The following is a 21227-nucleotide window of genomic DNA, read 5'->3' as shown; positions in this document are numbered from 1 at the left end:
TTAGCCCATGGAATCATTACTCATATTCATCGCCATCTTTGTCATTGACGCTCTCATCAAGCGGGCAAATGCAAAGAAGAAGTCTCAGCAGCAGCCACCGCCGTGGCAAAATTCCGAGACGGATTCTTCGCATGACCTCGAAGACGAAACCAGCGACGAAGATTTCGACGAAAGGACAGACGAGGACGCTCCTCCGGAGCCAAAGCCATTCGCCGCCCGCAAACTGCAAGAGTACATCAAGCAGTTTGAAGCAGCACAACGCGAGGCTTCCCAAGGAACGATGGAATCTCCAATGCCCCCACCCATTCCCGAGAGCAATCATCGCATGGGAAACCATGTGACCATGCGAGAAGTTGCAGAGAACATCGTCCAGTTAGACATTATCGATGTCGAATACCTGATGGATGAATTCGAAATGTCCGAAGGTAGTGCTATCGAGATGATTTCTCAACTTCAGCTCCACCGCATCATCGGTCATGATATGGGAGAAGGCGTATATGACGTTCTCGTACAAGATGTCGCAGAGCTGAACAACCTGTTATCACACGAGCACCTTGAGTCCATGAAGCCACACGCAAATGTGTCTTCGGCGTTAAGCGAAAAACAAAGCCAGCTCAAGATTCTCGAAGAACGTGCCCGCAAGGCTCGCGAAGAAGCAGACGAAGCCGCCCGCAAAAGCGATATCGAAAACGGCTATTCTGGAGAACCTGCCGAGATTACAGACCCGCTTAAAAAGCGCTCTGTTGAGCGCTCTATAAGCCGGGAAAGCGTCCGCCGTGGATTCATCTGGGGTAAGGTTATCGACGAACCCAGATTCAAGAAACGCTGGACTGCATACAGCAGGTAATTTTCGCGACCAACCAAACGCGCGACCTGTCAAAATCAAACAATTCATCCCGGACGGTTTCACCGCCCGGGATTTTTTACAACTGAAGCGAGAGATGACGGATCAAGTCCGCCATGACTGACGCGATTTAACCTAAAACACAAAACCCCCGATCTTTCGATCGAGGGTTTTGAGCTGCTTCACTTGGACTCGAACCAAGGACAACGCGATTAACAGTCGCGGGCTCTACCAACTGAGCTATGAAGCATCGACGGGCACAAATATAGACGTTTTCTATTCTTTTGTCAAGGGTATTGCACGCATTTTTCGTTTTTATTCAATTTTTGTTATTGGGGCAAAAACACAAAACCCCCGATCTTTCGATCGAGGGTTTTGAGCTGCTTCACTTGGACTCGAACCAAGGACAACGCGATTAACAGTCGCGGGCTCTACCAACTGAGCTATGAAGCATCGACGGGCACAAATATAGATGATTTCTATTCTTTTGTCAAGGTATAAGCGTAAAAAAGTTCAACTTTTTTAGCGTTCACGACTGCGCATCAAGGCAATCTCTTGTGCATAGCCGGGCAACTCATTCGGAGTTTCCAAATAGAACGGAAGTCCTTTCAGCGACGGATGATTTACCACGTTCACAAGAGCCTCGAGCCCAATATTTCCGCCACCAATCACTTCATGACGATCCTTGTGGCTACCCATAGGATTCTTGCTATCATTCAGATGAACAGCATGCAGACGCTTGAGTCCAATAACCTTGTCGAAAGATTCAAGCACATCGTCCAGATGGTTTACAATATCATAACCACCATCAAATACGTGGCATGTATCCAAACAAACGCCAACTTTTTCGCTGAGTTCTACGCGATCGATTATCGCCCGCAACTCCTCGAAAGTGCGCCCTACTTCGGACCCCTTCCCTGCCATCGTCTCCAGCAGCACCTTTGTCTTCAAATCCTTATGCAGAATATTATTCAAGTGCTGGGAAATAAGTTCAATTCCGACCTCGGCACCTTGCTTCACATGGCTTCCGGGATGGAAATTATACATTGCTCGTGGGAAATGATCCATGCGGAACAAGTCATCCTTCATCACGTCTTGAGCGTACTGCCTAAGTGACGGATCAGCCGCACAAGCGTTCAACGTGTAAGGAGCATGGGCAAGAATCGGCGCAAAGCTATGGGCATCCATAAAAGCATTCAGAGCTTCGGCATCTGCCTTATCAAAAGGCTTTGCGGCACCGCCACGCGGATTACGCGTAAAGAATTGGAACGTATCGGCTCCAATGGAAAGGGCAGTCTCGCCCATCGCCAAGAAGCCTCCCAAAGACGAGAGATGGCAACCAATATGCATAACTAGAAATCGTAATTAACGGATACGCTTCCGTAAATATCTCGGTAATCTTCAGATTCGCTATCAGGACGGTAGTTGACGAAAGTTCCCAACATGAATTCGGTTCCAAGTCTTTCCGTAAACTGGAACTTCAAACCAGCCGAGAAATCCAAATCCATTTCCATCTCGTCAACATCCTTGCCATCTTCTTTGCGGCTCATGAAATTCTGGCGAACTTTTCCGTGCAACATGAGATCCAAGAATCCGGGCTTTAACCTGAAAGAAGCATTATCCAAGAGCGTCCATTCAAATTCACCCATATCATTACGATTATAAGTCCTGAATCTCGGCGTCAAGGCAACCGTATTGCGAAGCCAGTCAAGCGTCGTCGTAAGAGAAATCGGATAGCGGGCATCCAAGTAATCGCCACCATGGAAATAGTAACCAAGGAGTCCATAAGTTTCGTCAGAGAAATCAAAACCATTGAGCAAGTCTCTCTCATTGAATCTCGACATATCAGTACGATAAGTCCAGACACCGCCAATCTTCAATACATTTTTAGGGAACTTGAATGTAGCCGTAAGTTCAACAGTATGTTTAGCCAAACGTTCTTCAAACTGCGAGGCTAAATATTCCTCACCCTGCAAAGCGGCATACTTTGCCCAACGAGCAGAGTCAATCTGGATCGTGTCTTTGCCCGTATCCACATCGATTGTCGGCTTTCCCTTCTGAACGTCAAACCAGGAATCCGAATAAATTCCCGAATTAGCAAAGAAATTGCCGCGAAGTCTCCGCGGGGTACTACGAGTGCGATAATTAAGAGCATAACGAGCTGTGACCTCGATAGAATCACGAACCTTAAAGGTATTCTTCAATTTAAAATCATGAATGTAAAGCGTTCTCGGAACATCCCGTTCATGCTTTTCGAGCCAATCATCATCGGCACCAGGCAAAAGCCCAAGCTTAGAGCCTTCGGCAAAACCGAATACGTTATAAGCATCTCCATGCCCCGATGCATTTTCAATATTCAATTCGTAGCCAAAGTTCAACTTCCAGAAATCCTTAATCGTCTGGTCGAGCTTGAACCCTAACTGGCGAGAATTCTGCAACAAGTCCGGAGAACCCGCACTGTAATAGTTGCGCCCCACAAAACGGAAGTAGGCGTCAATCATCGTCGATTTTTTCTTCCAGTTGTAAGAACCCGAAAGAGCGAGATTCTGAGCCGTCCAATCCGTCGGATCATCATTGTTTTCATTGCGATGTTTCTTCAAAGCCCCTTGTGCAACACTTAATACGCGAAGGAGTTCTTTACGCATGTCGTCAACACTCATCTCGGTATTGTCGCCAAAGATAAGTTCCAATTCATCGCGGTTCATGCGGTTTACCTGCGAAGTATTGTTCATCAAGCGGCGCAACTGAGCAAATCGAGAAACATCCAACCCAGCCTTTTCAAACACAGAGTTCACAGCCCGGTGAGCAATGACATTCACGGTATCGGTACCGCCAAAGCCCAATTGGACATTATACTTTCCGCGACCGCCAAGAACAGCACCGTTCACTTCTCCAAAGAAAGTCCTCGAAGAGAACATCGGATTGGAAAGATTTACATCCCGAGAAAATCCATCACGGAAATACGGATCTTCCAAGTAATCCTTGCTGCCAATAAAACCGATCGTAGCATCAAAATCCTTCGTTGCATTCCAAAGGAGTTTTCCGCCAATCAACATTTTTTGAGCTTCGACTTCATCAAGCTCGGTATACTTGTTGTACTGATCCGGGTCTTTTTCGCCGGGCAGTTTAGGCGCTTGGTTTTCTCCGCCAAATACGCTGAACACAAGCAACGGATTTTTAGAATTATCCGGATTCAACTTAAAATCATAACTAGCACCGAATAAATCAATACTCGCCAAATACAAGTCACCGCCCAAAACAAACTGGTCGCCCAAAACCAATTTTTGATGGCGATCTTCGTACAAAGCCTGTACAAACCTCGGATTAAAACGATTCCATTTATCGCTAGATGCATCTAAAGCAAATTCAATTTTTTGTCCTGAAGCGGATTCCATCTGGACAAATGCATTCCATGCCCCAAAGATACCAGGCACCTGGAAATAATTTCGGTACTTTTGGCCCGGATAAATAGAATCATTGCCACTGAAAAAAACTGAATCAGTTTCATTCTTACCCGTTACCACAGAATGGTAACCAAATTCAGCACCAACAGATCCGGTTACAGACCAAGAAGATTTTGACTGAGGTGCTTCAGCGGAATCCACAACGGACTGCGCAAAAGCAGGAATTGCAACAAAAGAAGCTAAAACGAGTTGCCTAGAAATCATTTTTCAACCTCATAAACCTTAGTGGTTTTGACAACATAACCGCTCTTGTGAATTGCTTCGATAACAAAGCGGTTCATGTGGCCGCGTTTCAGCTCAACAGGAATCTGGTAATCAAGATTCTGGATTTGGGACAAAGTTTCCTTCAGAATAACCGTTCCGTCCTGACGCACCAAGACTCTATTCAAAAAGTTCGGATCGTTTTCAGGAATACGAATCTGGAATTGCAAAGTCTCCATAATGACATCTTCAACTCCCGGAGGCGGAGGCGGAATCTGCAAGTGCTCATGTGGAAGACCAAAGACCTTAATAGAGAAGGGCTTTAAAGGATAGCAGCCAAGCGTTTGCTGGACACTGCTACGGCCAATACTGTTTTCTACAATAAATTCATATTCATGAACGCCACTCTGCAATTTCAAGCGCTTTGAGGAACTATTTTTCACGTTGACTTCAGATATCGGAGTTCCGTCCATGAGCGTCTGCACGATCGTTTCTGTATCCTTCGGAACATCCGTTATAGAAACATTTGCAACACAACGCAAGGAGTCGTAACCGGTATAGCTAATTCGAGGAGCCTTTAACGAACTTACCTCTTCGGCTTTTTGAGTCGTATCTACAGCGACTTGCGTTTCCTGTTCAGCCGCTTTTTTCTCAGCAAGCTTTTCTTGGAATGCCTGGTCTGCGGCGATGGCAGCAGCTGCCAGTTCATCGATAGACTTTGTCGTATCCGCAAGGAGTTTAATCAATTTTTTCGCAAACTCCATATCGCCTGAAGACTTGAGCTTTAGGATAATAAACTTTTCCCTGCCAATTACAGTTTCACCTTGGCTAATAGCAAGGGAATCTTGACCTGTTGGGAAAATGGCTAGTTTACCGGATTCCAAGCTAGCCATGAACGAAAGGGAGTCACCACCGATAAAGCCCTTCGTACCACGGATTGAAGCCGCAGCCGTCCCCGTACTGAAGTCCACCTTATTGTGTTTATTCTTTTCGACATTAAAACCAATATATCCCTTCTGGATATGAGGCTTAGTGACGTAGAAACCGTCTGCATTCTTTTCAACAAGGGAATCCAAAAAAACAACCGAATTTTCAGCTATCTTGATACTGCTGTTATCGCCATTCAACTGCAATTCGACAGCGCCACCATCAGAAGTCTTAAAGCAGGTCTTAGGATCAAAACTGCCAACAGTCACAACTTTCCATGTAGCATCATCTGCACAGCTACCCTTACTCTTTTCGGCAGTAGGATCGACATGGCGAACTTGTCCAGCTTTAGCAGCCAAGGCGTTCGAAGGAACGATTAAAGCAAGCAGCAAACTCAACAAAGACAGTTGCTTAAACATAAGACCTCTTTACTTATTTTCTTACAATAAATTTACTTTTTTTGCAAAAATTTTGGGCAAGAATTTGCAAAAGATGATGTAAAACATACTAGCCGCCCGCAAGCTTAACTGTAAAGCCTTTTTTTTCGAGTTCAGCTTTTAGCACGTTACGCTTGTCGCCCTGGATTTCAATATTGAAATCCTTGACAGAACCGCCAACACCGCACTTCTGCTTCAACACACGGGCTAAATCCTTAAGCTCGTCTTCTTCCATCGGCACGCCCGAAACAACACTTGCCATTTTGCCACCGCCAAGACGCTTCAGCGTAATGCGGACTACGCCATCCCCTTGCGGGCGGACAGCCTTTGGCTTTTCTTCCTTGATTCGACCGACACCACTTGCAAACACCAATGTAGAACGTTCTTCGACACCCATGTGATAACCTCTTTTTTGCCAAAAAATAGAAATCCCGGTCGAAGGACCGGGATTTGAATCTAAGCTTTATGCCTTACTTCTTCTTCGAGGAAGACTTCTTGGAAGAAGACTTGGAGCCCTTTTCGTTTCCGCGAAGCACCGGACGACGATAACCAAAGCGCTTCAGCATTTCATCGCTAGACTTCAGCACATCGCCAACCTTGGACTTTTCTGTAATCGGCGGAACCACGCAACGCTGCTGAGAACGGAGATCGACCTTGGTCTTTACGATGTACGGACCCGTACCGTAGAGACGTCCAGACTTGTCTCTCAATTCACCATTGATATCCGGCTTCATTTCGAAGAAGAACTTCACGAGACCAGCCTTATCGACATAATCCGGATCATCCACTTCGTAATCAAACTGGTACTTATCGACAAACACACCACCCGTCGTGTAGAACCAGAGCGTTACACGAGCCGTTGTTGCGTAAAGTCTTGCCTTGCTGTAGTCCTTGCCCAGTTCTTCCTGGAATTCAGAAGAGCAGTACTTTTCAACGTATTCGTTTACAGAGATCTTTTCACTACCATCGGCATCAACACCATCCACAGCAATCATATTGCCGTTGATAATGATATCGTCCAAAGTAGCGAGACCGCCCACAGCGCTTACAATCGGCAACTTCATGTCAATCGTAACCGTCGGACCGATATGACCATCGTAACCCGGATACGGTTCATCACCAGAACCCTTCTTGACTTCATCGACATTGCCCTTAACAACTTCCTTTTCCTTCTGAGTCTTCGGGTTCAGGATGCTAACAGCATATCTCTGATCTTCATCAGGCGGATTCGATTCATAGTACTTGTTCACAGAATCAATCGAAACGATAACCATCGGCTTTTCAAGGTTGATATTGACATCCTTAGCCTTCTTCATCATCACGTTGATTTCTGCGATAGTTTCGTTACCGGCCTTATCGCGATAGATACGCTTAATCGTGTTTACGCCTCTTTCAAGACTCTGGAAGTTCAAAGTATCTTGCTTGACGCAGTTCTTTTCGTCGCCGTCAATAGCAATGCACCAGTCTACATCGACAAAGTTTGCAAAGACAACTTCGCCATCACTCGGAGAGAGGATCTTGACAATCGGAGCAAGCTTATCAAGCACCATGAAGACCGACTTTTCAGCAGTATTGCCGTACTTATTGGTAAAGGTGTAAGTCACAAGATAGCCTCTATCACCTTCGTCATTTGCTACGACCTTGCCCTTTTCGTCAATGACGTAAGAAACTATCGTCTTGTTACCTTCTTCACCCTTTGCATCATAGGTGACGGTAAAGGCGCCCACACCGGTCTTCAGGTCAACTTCGTCCTTATCCTTAGAATCACTCTTGCTAGAAGAGCTCTTCGGAGTTTCGACCATCAAGTTGCCTTCGGAGTCTGCGTAAAGAATCTTGCCCGTTTCAGCATCAGCCTTATAAGAAACAGTGACCTTCTTGCCCTTGACTTCAACCTCGGTAGACACTTCAATGACTTCGGTCATCGTCTTCTTGCCATCTTCATCAAAGACAGCCGTCTTGACGATTTCGCCATCTTCGTCAACATAGTAAGAAACCGTAACCGTATCGCCATTCACGACCTTGTCGTAAGAAACCTTGGTCTTGTCGCCAATCGGCTTTTCATAGACATCGGACTTCGGATTCTTTTCCAGTTTAATTTCGGACTTGGAGATATCCACCATATCCTTCACAGTGGTGCTCGACACGGCAACCGTATCCAGGACAACATCGACCTTGAAGGATTCAGAATACCCAGAAACCGTATCCTTCACAGAAACCTTGACATCCTTATTCTTGTTGTTCACGTAAATAGAAGAGTCCTTCTTATCGACGTTTTCAACAATCGTATAGATGTTCTCTGCAGTAACCTTGGTCTTAGAAGCATCGATATCGACAATCGGAGCAGCGGTGCTATAGCACACTTCAATCGTATCGGCACCTGCAACATCCTTATTCGGAGCCTTATAAGACTTGATAATGTACTGGCAGCCTTCCTTCAAGGAATCCAGACTGGACATCGTCTTGCCATCCTGCTTCCATTCCACAGAGATGACATCCTTGTTCGTGTAAATCGTTTCATCCTTCTTCGGATTCAGGTAGACAGAATTGCCGGTTTCAGCACGTGTAATTTCAACATCGGACTTTTCAATGACATTGCCGACATTGACCGTGATATCCGTCGTATCTTCGAATTCACCATCCGTCACACGAACCGTAATGACATAAGACTTTTCATCTTCATAATCAAGTTCACCCTTCAAGACGATGTCACCATTCGGCTTGACTTCGAACTTTTCATTTTCTTCGACAGGATAGAACTTCAAGTCACTGTATTTCGGATTCTTCGTATCCGGATCCTTAGCCTCGACAGGACCTTTCTTGGTACCCGGCTTAGAATCTTCAGGGAACGTGAATTCCTGCGGTTCAATCTTCGGAGCTTCGTTCTCATCGATAACCTTGATGACAATATCGCCATCGGATTCAAGGCCATCTTCATCCCTGACAGTTACCGTGATTGTGAATTCCTGCATCTTTTCGTAGTCGATATCGGCGCCTTCCTTAACTCGGATTTCGCCATTCGGCTTGACAATCACATACGGGCTTTCTTCGGCAAGTTCAAACAGCAGCTTGTCGTTGCCATCCGGGTCACTCGATTCAACTACCCCGATAAGGACGTCAGGATCAGAGTTTTCCTTGACTTCGAATTCCTTACTTGTGATTTCCGGAACTTCAGGCAAATCCTTAAGCGTAATCTGAATCGTCGTCGTCGTGGTAAGCTTCGGATACGCCGTCTTGACATCCTTATCAGACAGAGCGACTTCTAGTTCGAATGTATGGTTCTTTTCTTCTTCGTAGTCGAAATTACGCTTAGTAATAATCTTACCATCTTCAGTAATATCGAAGAGTTCCGTATCGCCGCCAATAGCGGTAAACTTGTTCTGAGTAAATACCTTGGAAGTATCGACATCATCAGAATAGAGTCGACCGATTACATAATCCTTGCCCTTATTTTCATAGAACGAGAACGTTGCATTACCCGAAATAATAGGCATTTCGTTCACATCAATGAGATTGATGGTCTTGGTAACATGAGCGGTCAGCTTATCTGCATCCATCACATTCACATTGATAGAATGAGTATGAGCGATCGATTCGTAATTCAAGCGTTTAACATCATTTACAATAAGGCAAAGTTCGTACTTGGAGCCGTTCTTCTTGATTTTTGCATCAAACAGACGGTCTGCATCCGTGTCACCATTGTCCGTCACATAAGGAACGAGAGTTGCAACTTGACCTTTGTCTTCATCCCTGACTTCGTAGCAAGCGATTTCCGTATCCTTAATCGGTTCTTCAACGGTGTTTTCCTTAACATCATAGCTCTTCTTGCCATCATCAATAATTTCCGGACCATCCGGGTCGTCAATAATCTTGATGGTAACAAGAGTCGTTGCACTATAATTTTCAAAGCCCTTGTCTTTACCATTATCCGTGGCTGTAGCCCAAACTTGATACTGCTTCTGCGTTTCATAGTTCAAAGACTTAGAAGACAAGTAAATATTGCCCTCTTCATCAATATCAAAGATGGAAGCGTCTCCAGAGTTAGCTTCATAATCCGTAAGCGCATAGTGGAGAACAGCCCAGTGGTCCTGGTCATCAGCAACAACGGAACCGACAAATTCGCCCTTAGGTGCTTTTTCATGAATTTCGAAGACGTATTCCTTTTCTTCGTAAGTCGGAGCGTCGTTCACATCGTTGATGATGATTTTAACGTCAACACCATCAGAAAGTGTCGGATCAGAACCATCCTTTACCACGAGATGAACGGTATATTCACTCTGTCCTTCAAAGTCCAAAATACTGTCTTTAGCGACCTTAATGACACCGTCAACATACGTAAATGCCTTGTAATCATTGGGGGCTACGTCAGAGGCTGTAATAGTATACGTCGGCTTTTTGCAGGTTGCAGCAAACGAAGCCTTGCAGTCATCGTCCGTAGCCAAGATTTCGCCGACCTTAGTACCCTTCAAAGTATTTTCATCAACCGTCAAAGTCGGAATATCCGTGAACTTAGGTCCTTCAGAAACATCCGTGACATTGACCGTTACAGGAACCTTCTTTGTGAAATCCTTATCCTTAACGACCACTTCAAAGCTGTATTGACGCTTGGTTTCGTAATCAAACTTTGCGTTATTGACCGTAAAGATTTCGCCAGAACGTTCGTCAATATCAAACAGAGCGGCTTCTTCACCCTTAAGCGAGAAAGACAACGTGTTAAACTTGGTATTGTACTTATCCGGGTCAGTAGCTTCAGCAACGCCCAGCGAAGTCGTCTCAGTCGTATTTTCAGCAATGCTAAAGGTATAAGAAGTCTTAGTAAATGCAGGTTCTTCGTTCACGTCAATCACGCGAATTTTCGTATCCTGAGAAGTCTTATTACCTTCGGTATCTTCAACCGTCAAAGTAATATTGAATACAGCATCCTTTTCGACTTTCTTGTAGAGTTCTTCGTAATCCAAGTCATCAGCGGTCTGAATCACAAACGTGCTCAAAAGCGTTTCTGCATCAGTCTTACCCACCTGAACGACTTTGAAAAGTTTTGCAGCATCAAGAGCTGCTGTTGCATCATTATCAGTAATGGTGACTTTGAGCTTATTCACATCAGCCGCGTCTTCATCATAGATAACAATATTACCACCATCCAAAACCGTCGGGACGCTAACATTTTCTTCAACTTCATAGGGGTTAGTCACCACTTCGAACTTAGACGGTCTATTCACATCCGTAACAACGATGGTCATTTCGGCTGTGGCGGATTGAGAAGGCACACCAGCAATCAACGGACGGTCCATTACCTTGACAATGAACTTGTACTCGCTTTGCTTTGTATAGTTCAATTCCTTACCAACGGCAACAGAAATCTTACCCGTGTTAGGATCAATATCAAATGGGAAATCTGTACTTCCGTCAACTGGGAGAACTTCTTCAACCTTATAAGTCAACTTATTGTAACCATATTCATGCAACCCATTCTTGCAAGAATACGTGCTATTTACAGAGCAGAAATCCGGATCAGAAGCTTCAATTTGACCAATAGAACCGTCCTTGCTGGTAGCCGTTTCAGGAACCTTAATCGGGTCCGTATTTTCAATCGTCGGCTTTTCGTTAACATCCGTCACGACAATAGTTCTATTGATATTAACCACAACAGAAGCACCATACTTATCCGTTCCCTTAGCAACAATAGCAACAGTATATGTATTTTTGGGGTACAAAGCTTCAAAATCAAGCTTTGAACCATCTTCTACGGTAATAAAACCCAAACGGGCATCAATATGGAACAGCCCCGCAGCATTGGCACTAGCCGCATCATCAATGTCATAGGTAGGCTTACCAACAATAGTACTTAACTGCTGTCTTACATTTTCATCATCAATTTCCGCAAAATTATCAACTTCGGTACCTGTTCCTGTATTTTCAGGAACGACAGCCGAACCTTCTGTATTCACAATAATCTTGGGTTCTTCGATATCGTTAATCGTTACGGTAATTTCGGCGTCATCAGAGAATTGACCATCAGAAACAGTCACCAAGAACTTGAATGAATGTTTGCCAGTTTCGTAATCAAAATCATCTGTAGTGTACAAGCTACCATCGTACGGATTTACACCGAACTTTTTGGCATCAGTAGCCATAGTTCCGGAATTGTTTTTAGAAATTGCAAATGTGAAATCTCTAAATGCAGGATTATAAATATCCAAATCCTCAGCAGTTACCTTTGCAACAACTTTGCAGTCGCCATCAGCGTTATACGTCGCGCAAACCGGGCTACCCACCGGAGAATGTTCATTCAAGACAAAAGCGGCATCATTTGCAGTAAGCTTTTCATTCACATCCTGAATAGCAATCTTGGTCGAAACAGATACAGCCGGATTAGCATTATCCTTAATGGTAATGGTCACAGGATAAGTAGTCTTATTAGAAGCATTGTAGAGGGCTTCGTAATCGAGCAAGGCCTGATTCTTGACACGAATTGCCACTTCCCTATCGCCACCATTAGCATCAACTTCCACAACTTCAAAGATATCAGCCAAGGTCTTGTTCTTTAAAGTTGTCGTAGCGCCAGCGGCACCCGTAATAGCACCAGTCAATGTATACTTCAGAGTTTCAAGTTTTCCAGAAATTTTATCATAATCCTTGACAACAAAGGTTCCCAAAGTAGTACCCTTTGCAGAATTTTCCTTTATGGAATATTCCTTCTTCACATCAGGAGGTGGAGGCGGTTCATTCACATCCGTAATGTTCACTGTAATGTTTGCCGAAGCGGAACCACCATTGCCATCCGTCACAGTTACCTTAAAGGTATAGTAAGTCTTTTTTTCGTAATCGAGTGCGCTACCATCCGTAACAATGAGTTGGTTCGTTCCCTTCTTGAAACCAAACGGAACATCTGACGGTGCTGTAAACGTCAAATTATCACCATCATCATCCGTTGCAACTACAGTTCCCTTGGGAACAAGCGTACCACTCGGCCAATCAGAGCCATCGGTATTCTTTTCAGGAATCGAGAACGTCTGAGCGGCAATAACCGGAGCATCGTTTTCGTTGTTGATTTTGATTGTAATTGTGAATTGATCAGAAGTCAAAGGACCTGCAATCTTCGTCTTTTCAGTTCCGGCATCATCCTTAACCGTAGCCTTGATGACAAACTTACTTTCGGTTTTTGCATTGAACGAAACACTACCATTTACCTTTACCGTACCATTAGATGTCACAACAAATCTGGAGTCGCCAGAAACCTTCGTGAAGACATAGGTATCCACATCGATTTCGTTAGACTTATCCTTCGGAGTAACCGTTCCAACGATAGCATCCTTGGTCGGATGTTCAGCGACAGAAAAATTGAAATTATTGGCAGAAGGTTGATCGTTTACCGGAATGACATTAATCGTAGCCTTATACTCGATAGATGTATTGTCACCCACTCCATCGCCAACAACTTTATATTTGAAAGTCGTATAGTTGTCACCAAAGTCATCAGCAGCAGGCTGATAAACAAGCTTAGTTAAATCAGCAACAGTAATAGTAGTACCCGTAGACTCCAATTTAATAGGAGTTGCCTTAGATCCATCATTAAGAGTAATTGTACCATTTTTATCTAATTTAGCAATTACACCCTTTGTCGAAGGCGGAAGACTCGTAATAATAACGGATGCAAATTTTTGTGTTGCATGCAGGAACTTGAATTCAGACGCCGTAAATTGATGCAAGTCATCTTCATTGACATTAATAACAAGCTCGCTAGAGACTGTCGGAGCCGCATCATTACTTACAATGTAGATTTTGTACCCCTTATTGGCTTCATAATCCGAATTCGTTTCCGCACCCTTAAGGTCACTGATTTGGAACCAAAGCTGTTCATCTTCTTCAACAAGACCATCAACCAAAGGCTTGATATTGATTCCCGTGGCACTCGTTTTTCCAGCAGGAATTGTTGCTTTGGTTGTGGATGTTCCACAAATCGGGAGATTTTTAGTATCAACATCCTTATGCCCGGCATAAACACCATCAACGCCAGCTGCAGATTGGAAATAGAAGCAATAATTAAACGTCACATCATTTTTAGAAGTTTCACTGAGCACAACATCCAAAGAAACATTATCGCCTTCTTTAATCTTTTTAGACTTGTTTCCTATGAAAAGTTCAATCTTCGGGTCAAACTTTTTAAAGACAAAAGTTTCTGCTTTAATTTCGTTACCAACTTCAATTTTATTAGCAATAAACTGTCCCGCAAAAATCATATTGCGTCCCAGTTTTATAGTCCCCTTACTAACAATTGTACCCATTATAGGCACATTATCTGTATTATCAAAGTTGATATCACCTTTAGAATATATCAGCAAGTTGCCATCGTATTCATCCAGCTTTAAGTCACCTTTTCCCTGATAAGCCACAACAATTTCAGGATGAGTTCCAAAACTAATGCTATTTACAAAAATACGTGTAGGCTGCCCCTCTGCAGGCATTTGAACAACCAATCGGCTATCATTACCAAAAGAAATCTTATCAAAGAAGATATCACAAATTTGATTATCATCGCAATAAGAACTCACATTAAGAACAGTTCTGCCACTAACATTATATGTTCCAGACAAAGTTGCACCAGTCAATCCAGGAACACTCAAATTTGAACGAACTTCAGGAACGTTAGCGCAAGCACCCGATGAAGCTCTATTTGCACCCTGGCATATGGTACCTCTAGACCTAGCACTACCTATGCCACCCGTAGTACGAATAGGACCAGTCAAAAGATATGCCCTACGGCTTTCCGCATAATCACTCGGAACAGTTACTGCACCACCAACAATAACAGGACCATCAAACCACCCAACTTCATCTGTTGTCAAATCGCCCTTAGCGGTACCAACCCAACCAAGCGTATCGGGGTCAACACCTGTGTAGCCGCTAAAATCATTTTCGTTCTTACGATCGTAGAACCTAGAATCATAAAATTCAGGTCTATTACGGGTATCAATACCAGTAGTTCCCCAAAGTTTAAAGTTGGAGAGGTAATTCCAGTCATCGGCACTAATATCTAACGGACCAACCTCAGCAAATGCAGAAGAGAATGCTCCGGCCAAGACCAGGGCTGCAGCTTTAAGACTTAATTTGCCAAACCACATAATATCCTTATGCTCCTTTTGCTACGACAAAATCCACTCCAGAAATTTGTCACAGTTTCTTTCCCAAATCATCCAAACACTTTTACTATGAAATATAGTAACGAGGTTCACGAAAGCAATATGAAATCTTGTAAAAATGTAAGAAAAAAATACCATTTCCGCCGTTTTTGAGCTACTATTCTGCGAAAAGCGTATCATGCGTATTATATGAATGGTCACAAAAACACCCCCGGCAAGAGAACCGGGGGTGACAGTCAAACTTCAATTTATTAACAATCGTTTCAACTATTTATTAACGGGACGTCTGTAACCGAACGACTTGAGAAGTTCATCGCTAGACTTGATAACGGCGTTCTTCTTCTTGTTAGAACTATCCTCGTCAGGACTCGTCGGGAGATCGCAACGGAGCTTCGACGTCATCTTGACTTCGGTCTTGAAGAGGTAGGCGCCCGTACCATAGAGACGTCCATCCTTAGTCCTTACGTCACCATTTTCATCGGGTTTCATTTCGAAGTAGAACTTCAAAAGACCAGCATCGTTCACATAATCCGGATCGTCAAGGTCGTAATCGAAGCTGTAGTAATCCGCAAACACACCCGTGTTCGAGTACACCCAGATCTTAACCTTGAGCGTCGTCCAGTAGAGGTTCATCTTGCTATAGTCCGAAGTCATGGACTTCTTAAATTCGTCCGTGCAATACTTCTCAACGTATTCTTCGACAGAAACCTTTCTACTGTTGGCTGCATCCACACCGTCCAGAGCAATCATACCGCCATTGATGACGATATCGTCCAGCGTTGCCAGTCCACCCACAGCACTTACGACAGGCACACGAGCGTCGACTGCCAGAGTCGGTCCGAGGTGACCATCAAAGCCAGGATACGGAACGTCACCAGAGCCATCCTTAGCCTTGCCGTCGATACCCACAAGAGCTTCGGTTTCCTCACCCTTCTTGTAGTTATAGAATGTCACACCGTAGTTCTGGTCTTTCTTGGGCGGATTTTCCTTGTAGTACTTTTCAACAGAATCACGGCTGACAAGCGTTACCGGCTTTTCAACGTCAATATTGATGTTCTTGACGTTCTTGACCATGACATGAACAGAATCACGAGATTCGTTACCCGCCTTGTCACGGAACACGCGGATAATCGTATTCACACCGTTGTCAAGGCCCTGAACATTAAGCGTATCTTGCTCGATGCCATTGACCGTCCACTTGACATTTGCAAAATTCGATGTAAGGATTTGATCTTCAGTCGGAGACTCGATCTTTACGACAGGTCCCTTCTGGTCAAGAACAATGAATACATCCTTCGTCGAAGAATTGCCGTAGATGTTCACATAGGTGTAGCTGACGTTATAGCCAATGTTACCTTCGTTGTTCTTAGCAATCTTGCCCTTCTCGTCCAAGAAGTACGAGACCTCGACAGTATTGCCCTTCTTATCTTCATAGGTATAAGATACTTTGTACGAACCAGTAACGTCTTCGCCATCCGCAGAAAGTACAGATTCACTATCCGTGAGCCCCGTATTCAGAGTCACGCGTTCACCAGTAGAGGCATCTGCATAGTACGAGATTGTAACGTCCTTGCCATCAATCTTCGTCGTATAAGAGACTTCGATAACGGCAATATCCTTCGTCTTACCCGAAGAAGTGATTACAGATTTCTTGACATCCTTACCATTCTTATCCGTGTAGTAAGAGACCGTCACATTAACGCCGTTAACCGTTTCGGTATAAGAGTTCTTGTAGTAATCGCCATTTTCAGGAACAGAAGTGATTCCCGAAGCAGGATCCTTTTTACGGGCAACTTCAGTATCAGCAATCTTTTGCACATTCTTGAATTCCTTAGACGAAACAGAAACCGTATCGAGGCTTACGTTCACAACAAACGACTTAGACACATTGGCAGCAGTATCCTTGACCGTTACCTTGATATCGTTCTTCTTCTCGTTCACATAGACGGCGCTATCATTCTTTGTAGCCTTTTCGACAACGGTATAAATGTTATCTGCAGTAACATCTTCACCATTGGCGGAAACCGTTACAATCGGAGCAGCGGTGCTGTAGCAAACTTCAACCGTGTCTGCACCCGGGTCGTTCTTGGTCGGGTCCTTGTACGTCTTGATAATGAGGTGGCAACCTTCTTGAACCGTATCGACACTAGAGGCAAACTTGCCATCCCTCGTCCATTCGACATTCAGAATGGAATCGTTCACATAAATTGTAGTCGGCTTGAGGTAGACAGAATCCTTATTCTCGACGCGAGTGATTTCGACGACAGACTTTTCATAGACGTCTTTAACCTTGACCACGACCTTCTTCGTCGAAGTCAGAGTCTTGTCGTCCTTGTCCGTCACGCGGACCATAATCGTATAGACGGAATCCACTTCGTAATCGACGGGCTTCAGGAGAATGACATCGCCATTAGACTTAACAAAGACGACATCGTTCTTGTCCGTATTTTCATAGACGTTGTTGCGGAAATCAGCATTCTTGGTATCCGGGTCATCCTTGTCCGTCTTAACAGTGCTGAACGGATCCTTAATGACCTGGTCTTCGGACACGTAGATTGTATCAACCACAACAGACGGGGCTTCATTGACGTCAATGACTTTGATAGTCACAGTCGTATCGGAGTATCCGCCTTCAGTATCCTTGACGCGAACTCTTACAGAATAAGATTCTGTCGTTTCATAATCCAGCGGAGATGCTACAGAGAAGGTTCCCGTCTTGGAATTCAGCTTGAATTCCTTGGTGGCACTTACTTCTTTAGAACCATCGAGGATGTAGAATTTAAGGTCACCGTTAGCGCCTTCGACATTATCCACTTCAAGAGACTTCTTGAAAGACGTACCGACAGAATCCGATTCCGGAACAGTATATACAAGTTCCGTAAATTCGTAGACGTTCGTAAGTTCAACGGTAATCGTACCCGTAGCGACAAGGTCAGCCCTTTCCGAAGCATCCTGGATAATTACGGTCAACTCGTATGTCTTGGGTTCAGTTTCATAGTCAAACTTGCGAGTCGTTGTCAGAACACCCGTTTCCGGATTCAGATTAAAGCCCAATTCATCGCATTCGAGACACTCAAATTTGTTGTTGCGGAACTTCGATGCCGTATCAAGGTCATCAAAGGTAAGCGTACCAATTTCGTATCCCTTCTTATTTTCCGGGAAAGTCAACGTCTTGGTCGGTTCGACAAAGATCGGCTTTTCATTCAAGTCGTTAAGCTTGATGACAACCGTTGCCGTATCCGTCTGCACGATTTGATTCTTTTTGGACTTGTCTTCATCAGAAGCCACGACCTTCATTTCGTAGGTGCTCTTGGTTTCATAATCAAGCACAGCGCCCTTTGCCACAGTAATCACACCCGTGCCCGGGTCAATTTCAAACGATCCGGTTTCATCCAACAGCTTGTATGTAATCACGGCACCCGTCTGAGTTGTCGTGGCATTAATGGCATTATCCATATCGACTTCAGTGCCCGCGATGGAATTTTCATCTACGGTTCCATTGTAAGCCTTATAGTCAAACTTCGGACCGTCATCAACATCCGTTACAACGATGGTAAATTCCATATCGTCATAAAGATCCGGATACACAAGTTTGCCATTGTCATCAACCGTTGCATCGCGAACGCGCAACGTAATGGTGTAGGAGTTCTTCGTTTCGTAATCGAGAACAACACCTTTTTTCGGATAAATATAGCCAGCAGGGGTCACATCGAAATAATCGGTATCACCATTAATGGCGATAACCTCGTTGTTTGTAAACAAGCCGTCTGTATTGTGGATGTCCGTATCTGCAAACTTGACAGCATCAGTCGAGAACGGCTGATCTTCAGCAATCTTAATTTCTTTTTTGTCGGTAGCCTTATAGGTAAAGTAAGGCGTTTCGTTGACATCGGTAATGCTAATCTTGAACACACGGCTATCGCAAAGCATTGCGCTATATCCCGTAGCCTTTTCATCGCAGACTTCGACTTCGATATTGTACTTTGTTCCAGCATCCTTCCAAGTTTCATAATCGAACGGTTCGACACCAGCCTTCATAGTCACTACACCAGAAGACGGATCTATCTCGAACAAATCCTCAGCTGTGCCGCCAACAATTTCAAACTTGAATCCATCATTTTCTTCGTCGGAAGCCTTAATCTTACCCGCTCTAGCCTTCGTTGCATTTTCAGGAACAGCGAGATTGAGCTTGTCCAAATCGACAAACTTAGGAGGCTTGTTATCGGAATCCATGATCTTGACCAAGAGACCGCCATCGAACTTATTACCAGAAATGACGGCACCGTTCAAGTTCATGATTTTGAACAACATGTATTCATCATCTTCGATTTTATCATCTTCAATGACTTTGAGATAAGCGGAGTATTTCGGCACCGTCGGGCGACGCTGACCTTTCTTGATGACAATATGTCTCGATTCGCCCTTGCTGCAAAGCGGCATCACATGTTCATCATCACTTTCACCCAAATCAGCAGGTTCAGCAAAAGTACCTGTAGAGCTCTTGTACCTATCATACTTACCGCCAGTCGTATCCGCATCAATGCCGAAGAAGGCGAAACAGTAGTCAAAAGAAACTTCGGTATGGGCAGTATCGGTCAAGTAGAACTGCATGTCATACCAAGTCTTATCATCTTCCTTGAAGACGTCCTTGACAAAGACGTCAGTCTTGATTTCGGGAGAGTTGAACGGAACGTAATGGAATTCACCATTAAATTCAGATTCAAACCAAAGCCACTTGCCAGCAATCAGCTGACCAGCAATGCTTAAGTGGTCATAAATCATGAACGTACCAGAAGTAATAAATGTTCCCTGGAAATGAGCGCCGTCACCTGCTTCTCCAGAACTCGCCTTGAACGGCATCCATTTCACATCAGCAGGCGTATAGAACAAAAGATTACCCGCATAGTTAGAATCCGGGACAACCGTAGCCTTGCTCAAATCAAAGTTATCCCAAGATTGGGTTGTTTCGTTCCAAGTAGCATCATCATTGACATAGACAACCTGAATTCTCAAGTCATTGGCAGAATTATTAAAATCAAAGCCATCCCTTGAGAACACACGCGTCAAGCGGCCTGTTTTTTTATTCGCATTCTGTTTGTTCGAAGGCATCAAGATATAGAGCTTTTTACCCGTATGGCTAGAAGCCTGAATTTTCTCCACATACTTGTCAAACCAAACGTGCTTCGGTGATTGAGCTAAATCCGCAGCGGTAATAGGCGGAACCTGAATATATTTAGTTTCTTCGTAAGGTTCAGTCAAAGTAACAGCAGGTTCCCACGAAATTCCCGACAAATCTAATTCAGGAACGGAAAGACTCTTTTCTGGTTGAGGGACTTCTTCAGGGCAATCAGAAAAATGACCATCAAGGGCTTCTAAAGGATTACCGTTAGCATCCTTGTTAACAAACAAATCAGGCAAACCAGGAACAACAACATCAGTCATACCAGGGACAGCCATATCCTTATCCCAGTCCGCATAAATTTTACCACCACTTTTATGAACATTTGCAATAAAGCGTCTCATTACTGTGGCAGCATCACCATTTGTATTTGCAAAGCGATCTGGGGAATCAAAGAAGACTTGTCCTTCAAAGCAATAAGTTCCTTCATACTTCACACCAGCAGCGTCATACCAACCCGGAAGCACAAGCCACCCAGCACGAACCGGTCCAACCAGTAGGGAGTCGAAATTGGCACCCATACCAGGATAACTGATTTCAATATCGTTACCAGAAACAATCGGACCACCTAGCGTGTGGTATCCATTGCGGAAATAGACTTTACCTTTGGCCGTTCCCGTATAGCCACTCGGATCAGCGATTCTAAACAGACCTTTATTGAAGATAACAGAATCGGTGCCCCAGAGCTTATACTTCATAAGCTCATTCCAGAGGCGCTGGTTCTCGGTTTCATCGGTAACGGCGGCACCATCCTTTTCAAAATGAAGCGGAGACAATAAGACGGTGTCGCGTTCAACCTCCGGCACATCTTCAGCCGAAGCGCATACTGCCAGCCCTAGTACGGCCGAAACAGTACTCAAAACTGTTCTCAAAATTAAATTTCCTTTTTTCATAACAGACCCCAACAAAAAAAGTCTACTACCTCAAACACCTAATACTGAATATAGTAACAAATATTTAACAGTAAAACATTAGTTACGAAGAAAAGTACAAAAATCGGGGTAATTTCGACCACTTTTTGAGAGTTATCACACAGAG

Annotated in this window: 7 protein-coding genes and 2 tRNA genes; 1 reads left to right on the top strand and 8 read right to left on the bottom strand. The window is 44.2% G+C overall.

Annotated elements, in window-relative coordinates; all coding sequences use genetic code 11:
* The first annotated feature begins 7 nt into the window (after positions 1-7).
* The gene (locus B9Y77_RS15445; RefSeq protein WP_085492303.1) at positions 8-847 is read left to right on the top strand and encodes a hypothetical protein; all 840 of its coding nucleotides are present in this window, start codon (positions 8-10) and stop codon (positions 845-847) included.
* Positions 848-1021: 174 nt separating this feature from the next.
* Here the strand turns inward: B9Y77_RS15445 and B9Y77_RS15440 are convergent.
* From B9Y77_RS15440 to B9Y77_RS15405, 8 genes are all read right to left on the bottom strand, one after another.
* A tRNA-Asn gene (locus tag B9Y77_RS15440) sits at positions 1022-1094 on the bottom strand.
* Between the two features lie 130 nt (positions 1095-1224).
* Positions 1225-1297: transfer RNA gene (locus B9Y77_RS15435), tRNA-Asn, on the bottom strand.
* A 69-nt stretch (positions 1298-1366) separates the two neighbouring features.
* Complete coding sequence (locus tag B9Y77_RS15430) at positions 1367-2194, bottom strand: deoxyribonuclease IV (protein ID WP_085492302.1); 828 nt, start codon at positions 2192-2194, stop codon at positions 1367-1369.
* A 2-nt stretch (positions 2195-2196) separates the two neighbouring features.
* Positions 2197-4512, bottom strand: a complete 2316-nt coding sequence (locus tag B9Y77_RS15425; RefSeq protein ID WP_085492301.1) for a hypothetical protein — start codon at positions 4510-4512, stop codon at positions 2197-2199.
* Positions 4509-5855 (bottom strand): FecR domain-containing protein, encoded by a 1347-nt coding sequence (locus B9Y77_RS15420; protein WP_085492300.1) that lies wholly within the window; start codon positions 5853-5855, stop codon positions 4509-4511. The genes B9Y77_RS15425 and B9Y77_RS15420 overlap by 4 nt, the downstream gene beginning before the upstream one ends.
* A gap of 88 nt (positions 5856-5943) precedes the next feature.
* The gene (locus B9Y77_RS15415; RefSeq protein ID WP_085492299.1) at positions 5944-6270 is read right to left on the bottom strand and encodes an SUI1 family translation initiation factor; all 327 of its coding nucleotides are present in this window, start codon (positions 6268-6270) and stop codon (positions 5944-5946) included.
* Positions 6271-6343: 73 nt separating this feature from the next.
* Entirely contained in the window at positions 6344-14992 is an 8649-nt protein-coding gene (locus B9Y77_RS15410; protein ID WP_085492298.1) for a cadherin repeat domain-containing protein, read from the bottom strand.
* Positions 14993-15277: 285 nt separating this feature from the next.
* The gene (locus B9Y77_RS15405) at positions 15278-21082 is read right to left on the bottom strand and encodes a cadherin domain-containing protein (RefSeq protein WP_085492297.1); all 5805 of its coding nucleotides are present in this window, start codon (positions 21080-21082) and stop codon (positions 15278-15280) included.
* Positions 21083-21227 lie beyond the last annotated feature (145 nt).

It is taken from the genome of Fibrobacter sp. UWB13 (assembly GCF_900177805.1).
Lineage (GTDB): Bacteria > Fibrobacterota > Fibrobacteria > Fibrobacterales > Fibrobacteraceae > Fibrobacter.
The sequence above is the reverse complement of the archived record's forward strand: the minus strand, read 5'-3'. Positions and strand labels throughout refer to the sequence as shown.

Coding starts and splice junctions, on each gene's coding strand:
- B9Y77_RS15445 (WP_085492303.1), top strand. CDS start 8: ATGGAATCATTACTCATATTCATCGCCATCTTTGTCATTGACGCTCTC.
- B9Y77_RS15430 (WP_085492302.1), bottom strand. CDS start 2,194: ATGCATATTGGTTGCCATCTCTCGTCTTTGGGAGGCTTCTTGGCGATG.
- B9Y77_RS15425 (WP_085492301.1), bottom strand. CDS start 4,512: ATGATTTCTAGGCAACTCGTTTTAGCTTCTTTTGTTGCAATTCCTGCT.
- B9Y77_RS15420 (WP_085492300.1), bottom strand. CDS start 5,855: ATGTTTAAGCAACTGTCTTTGTTGAGTTTGCTGCTTGCTTTAATCGTT.
- B9Y77_RS15415 (WP_085492299.1), bottom strand. CDS start 6,270: ATGGGTGTCGAAGAACGTTCTACATTGGTGTTTGCAAGTGGTGTCGGT.
- B9Y77_RS15410 (WP_085492298.1), bottom strand. CDS start 14,992: ATGTGGTTTGGCAAATTAAGTCTTAAAGCTGCAGCCCTGGTCTTGGCC.
- B9Y77_RS15405 (WP_085492297.1), bottom strand. CDS start 21,082: ATGAAAAAAGGAAATTTAATTTTGAGAACAGTTTTGAGTACTGTTTCG.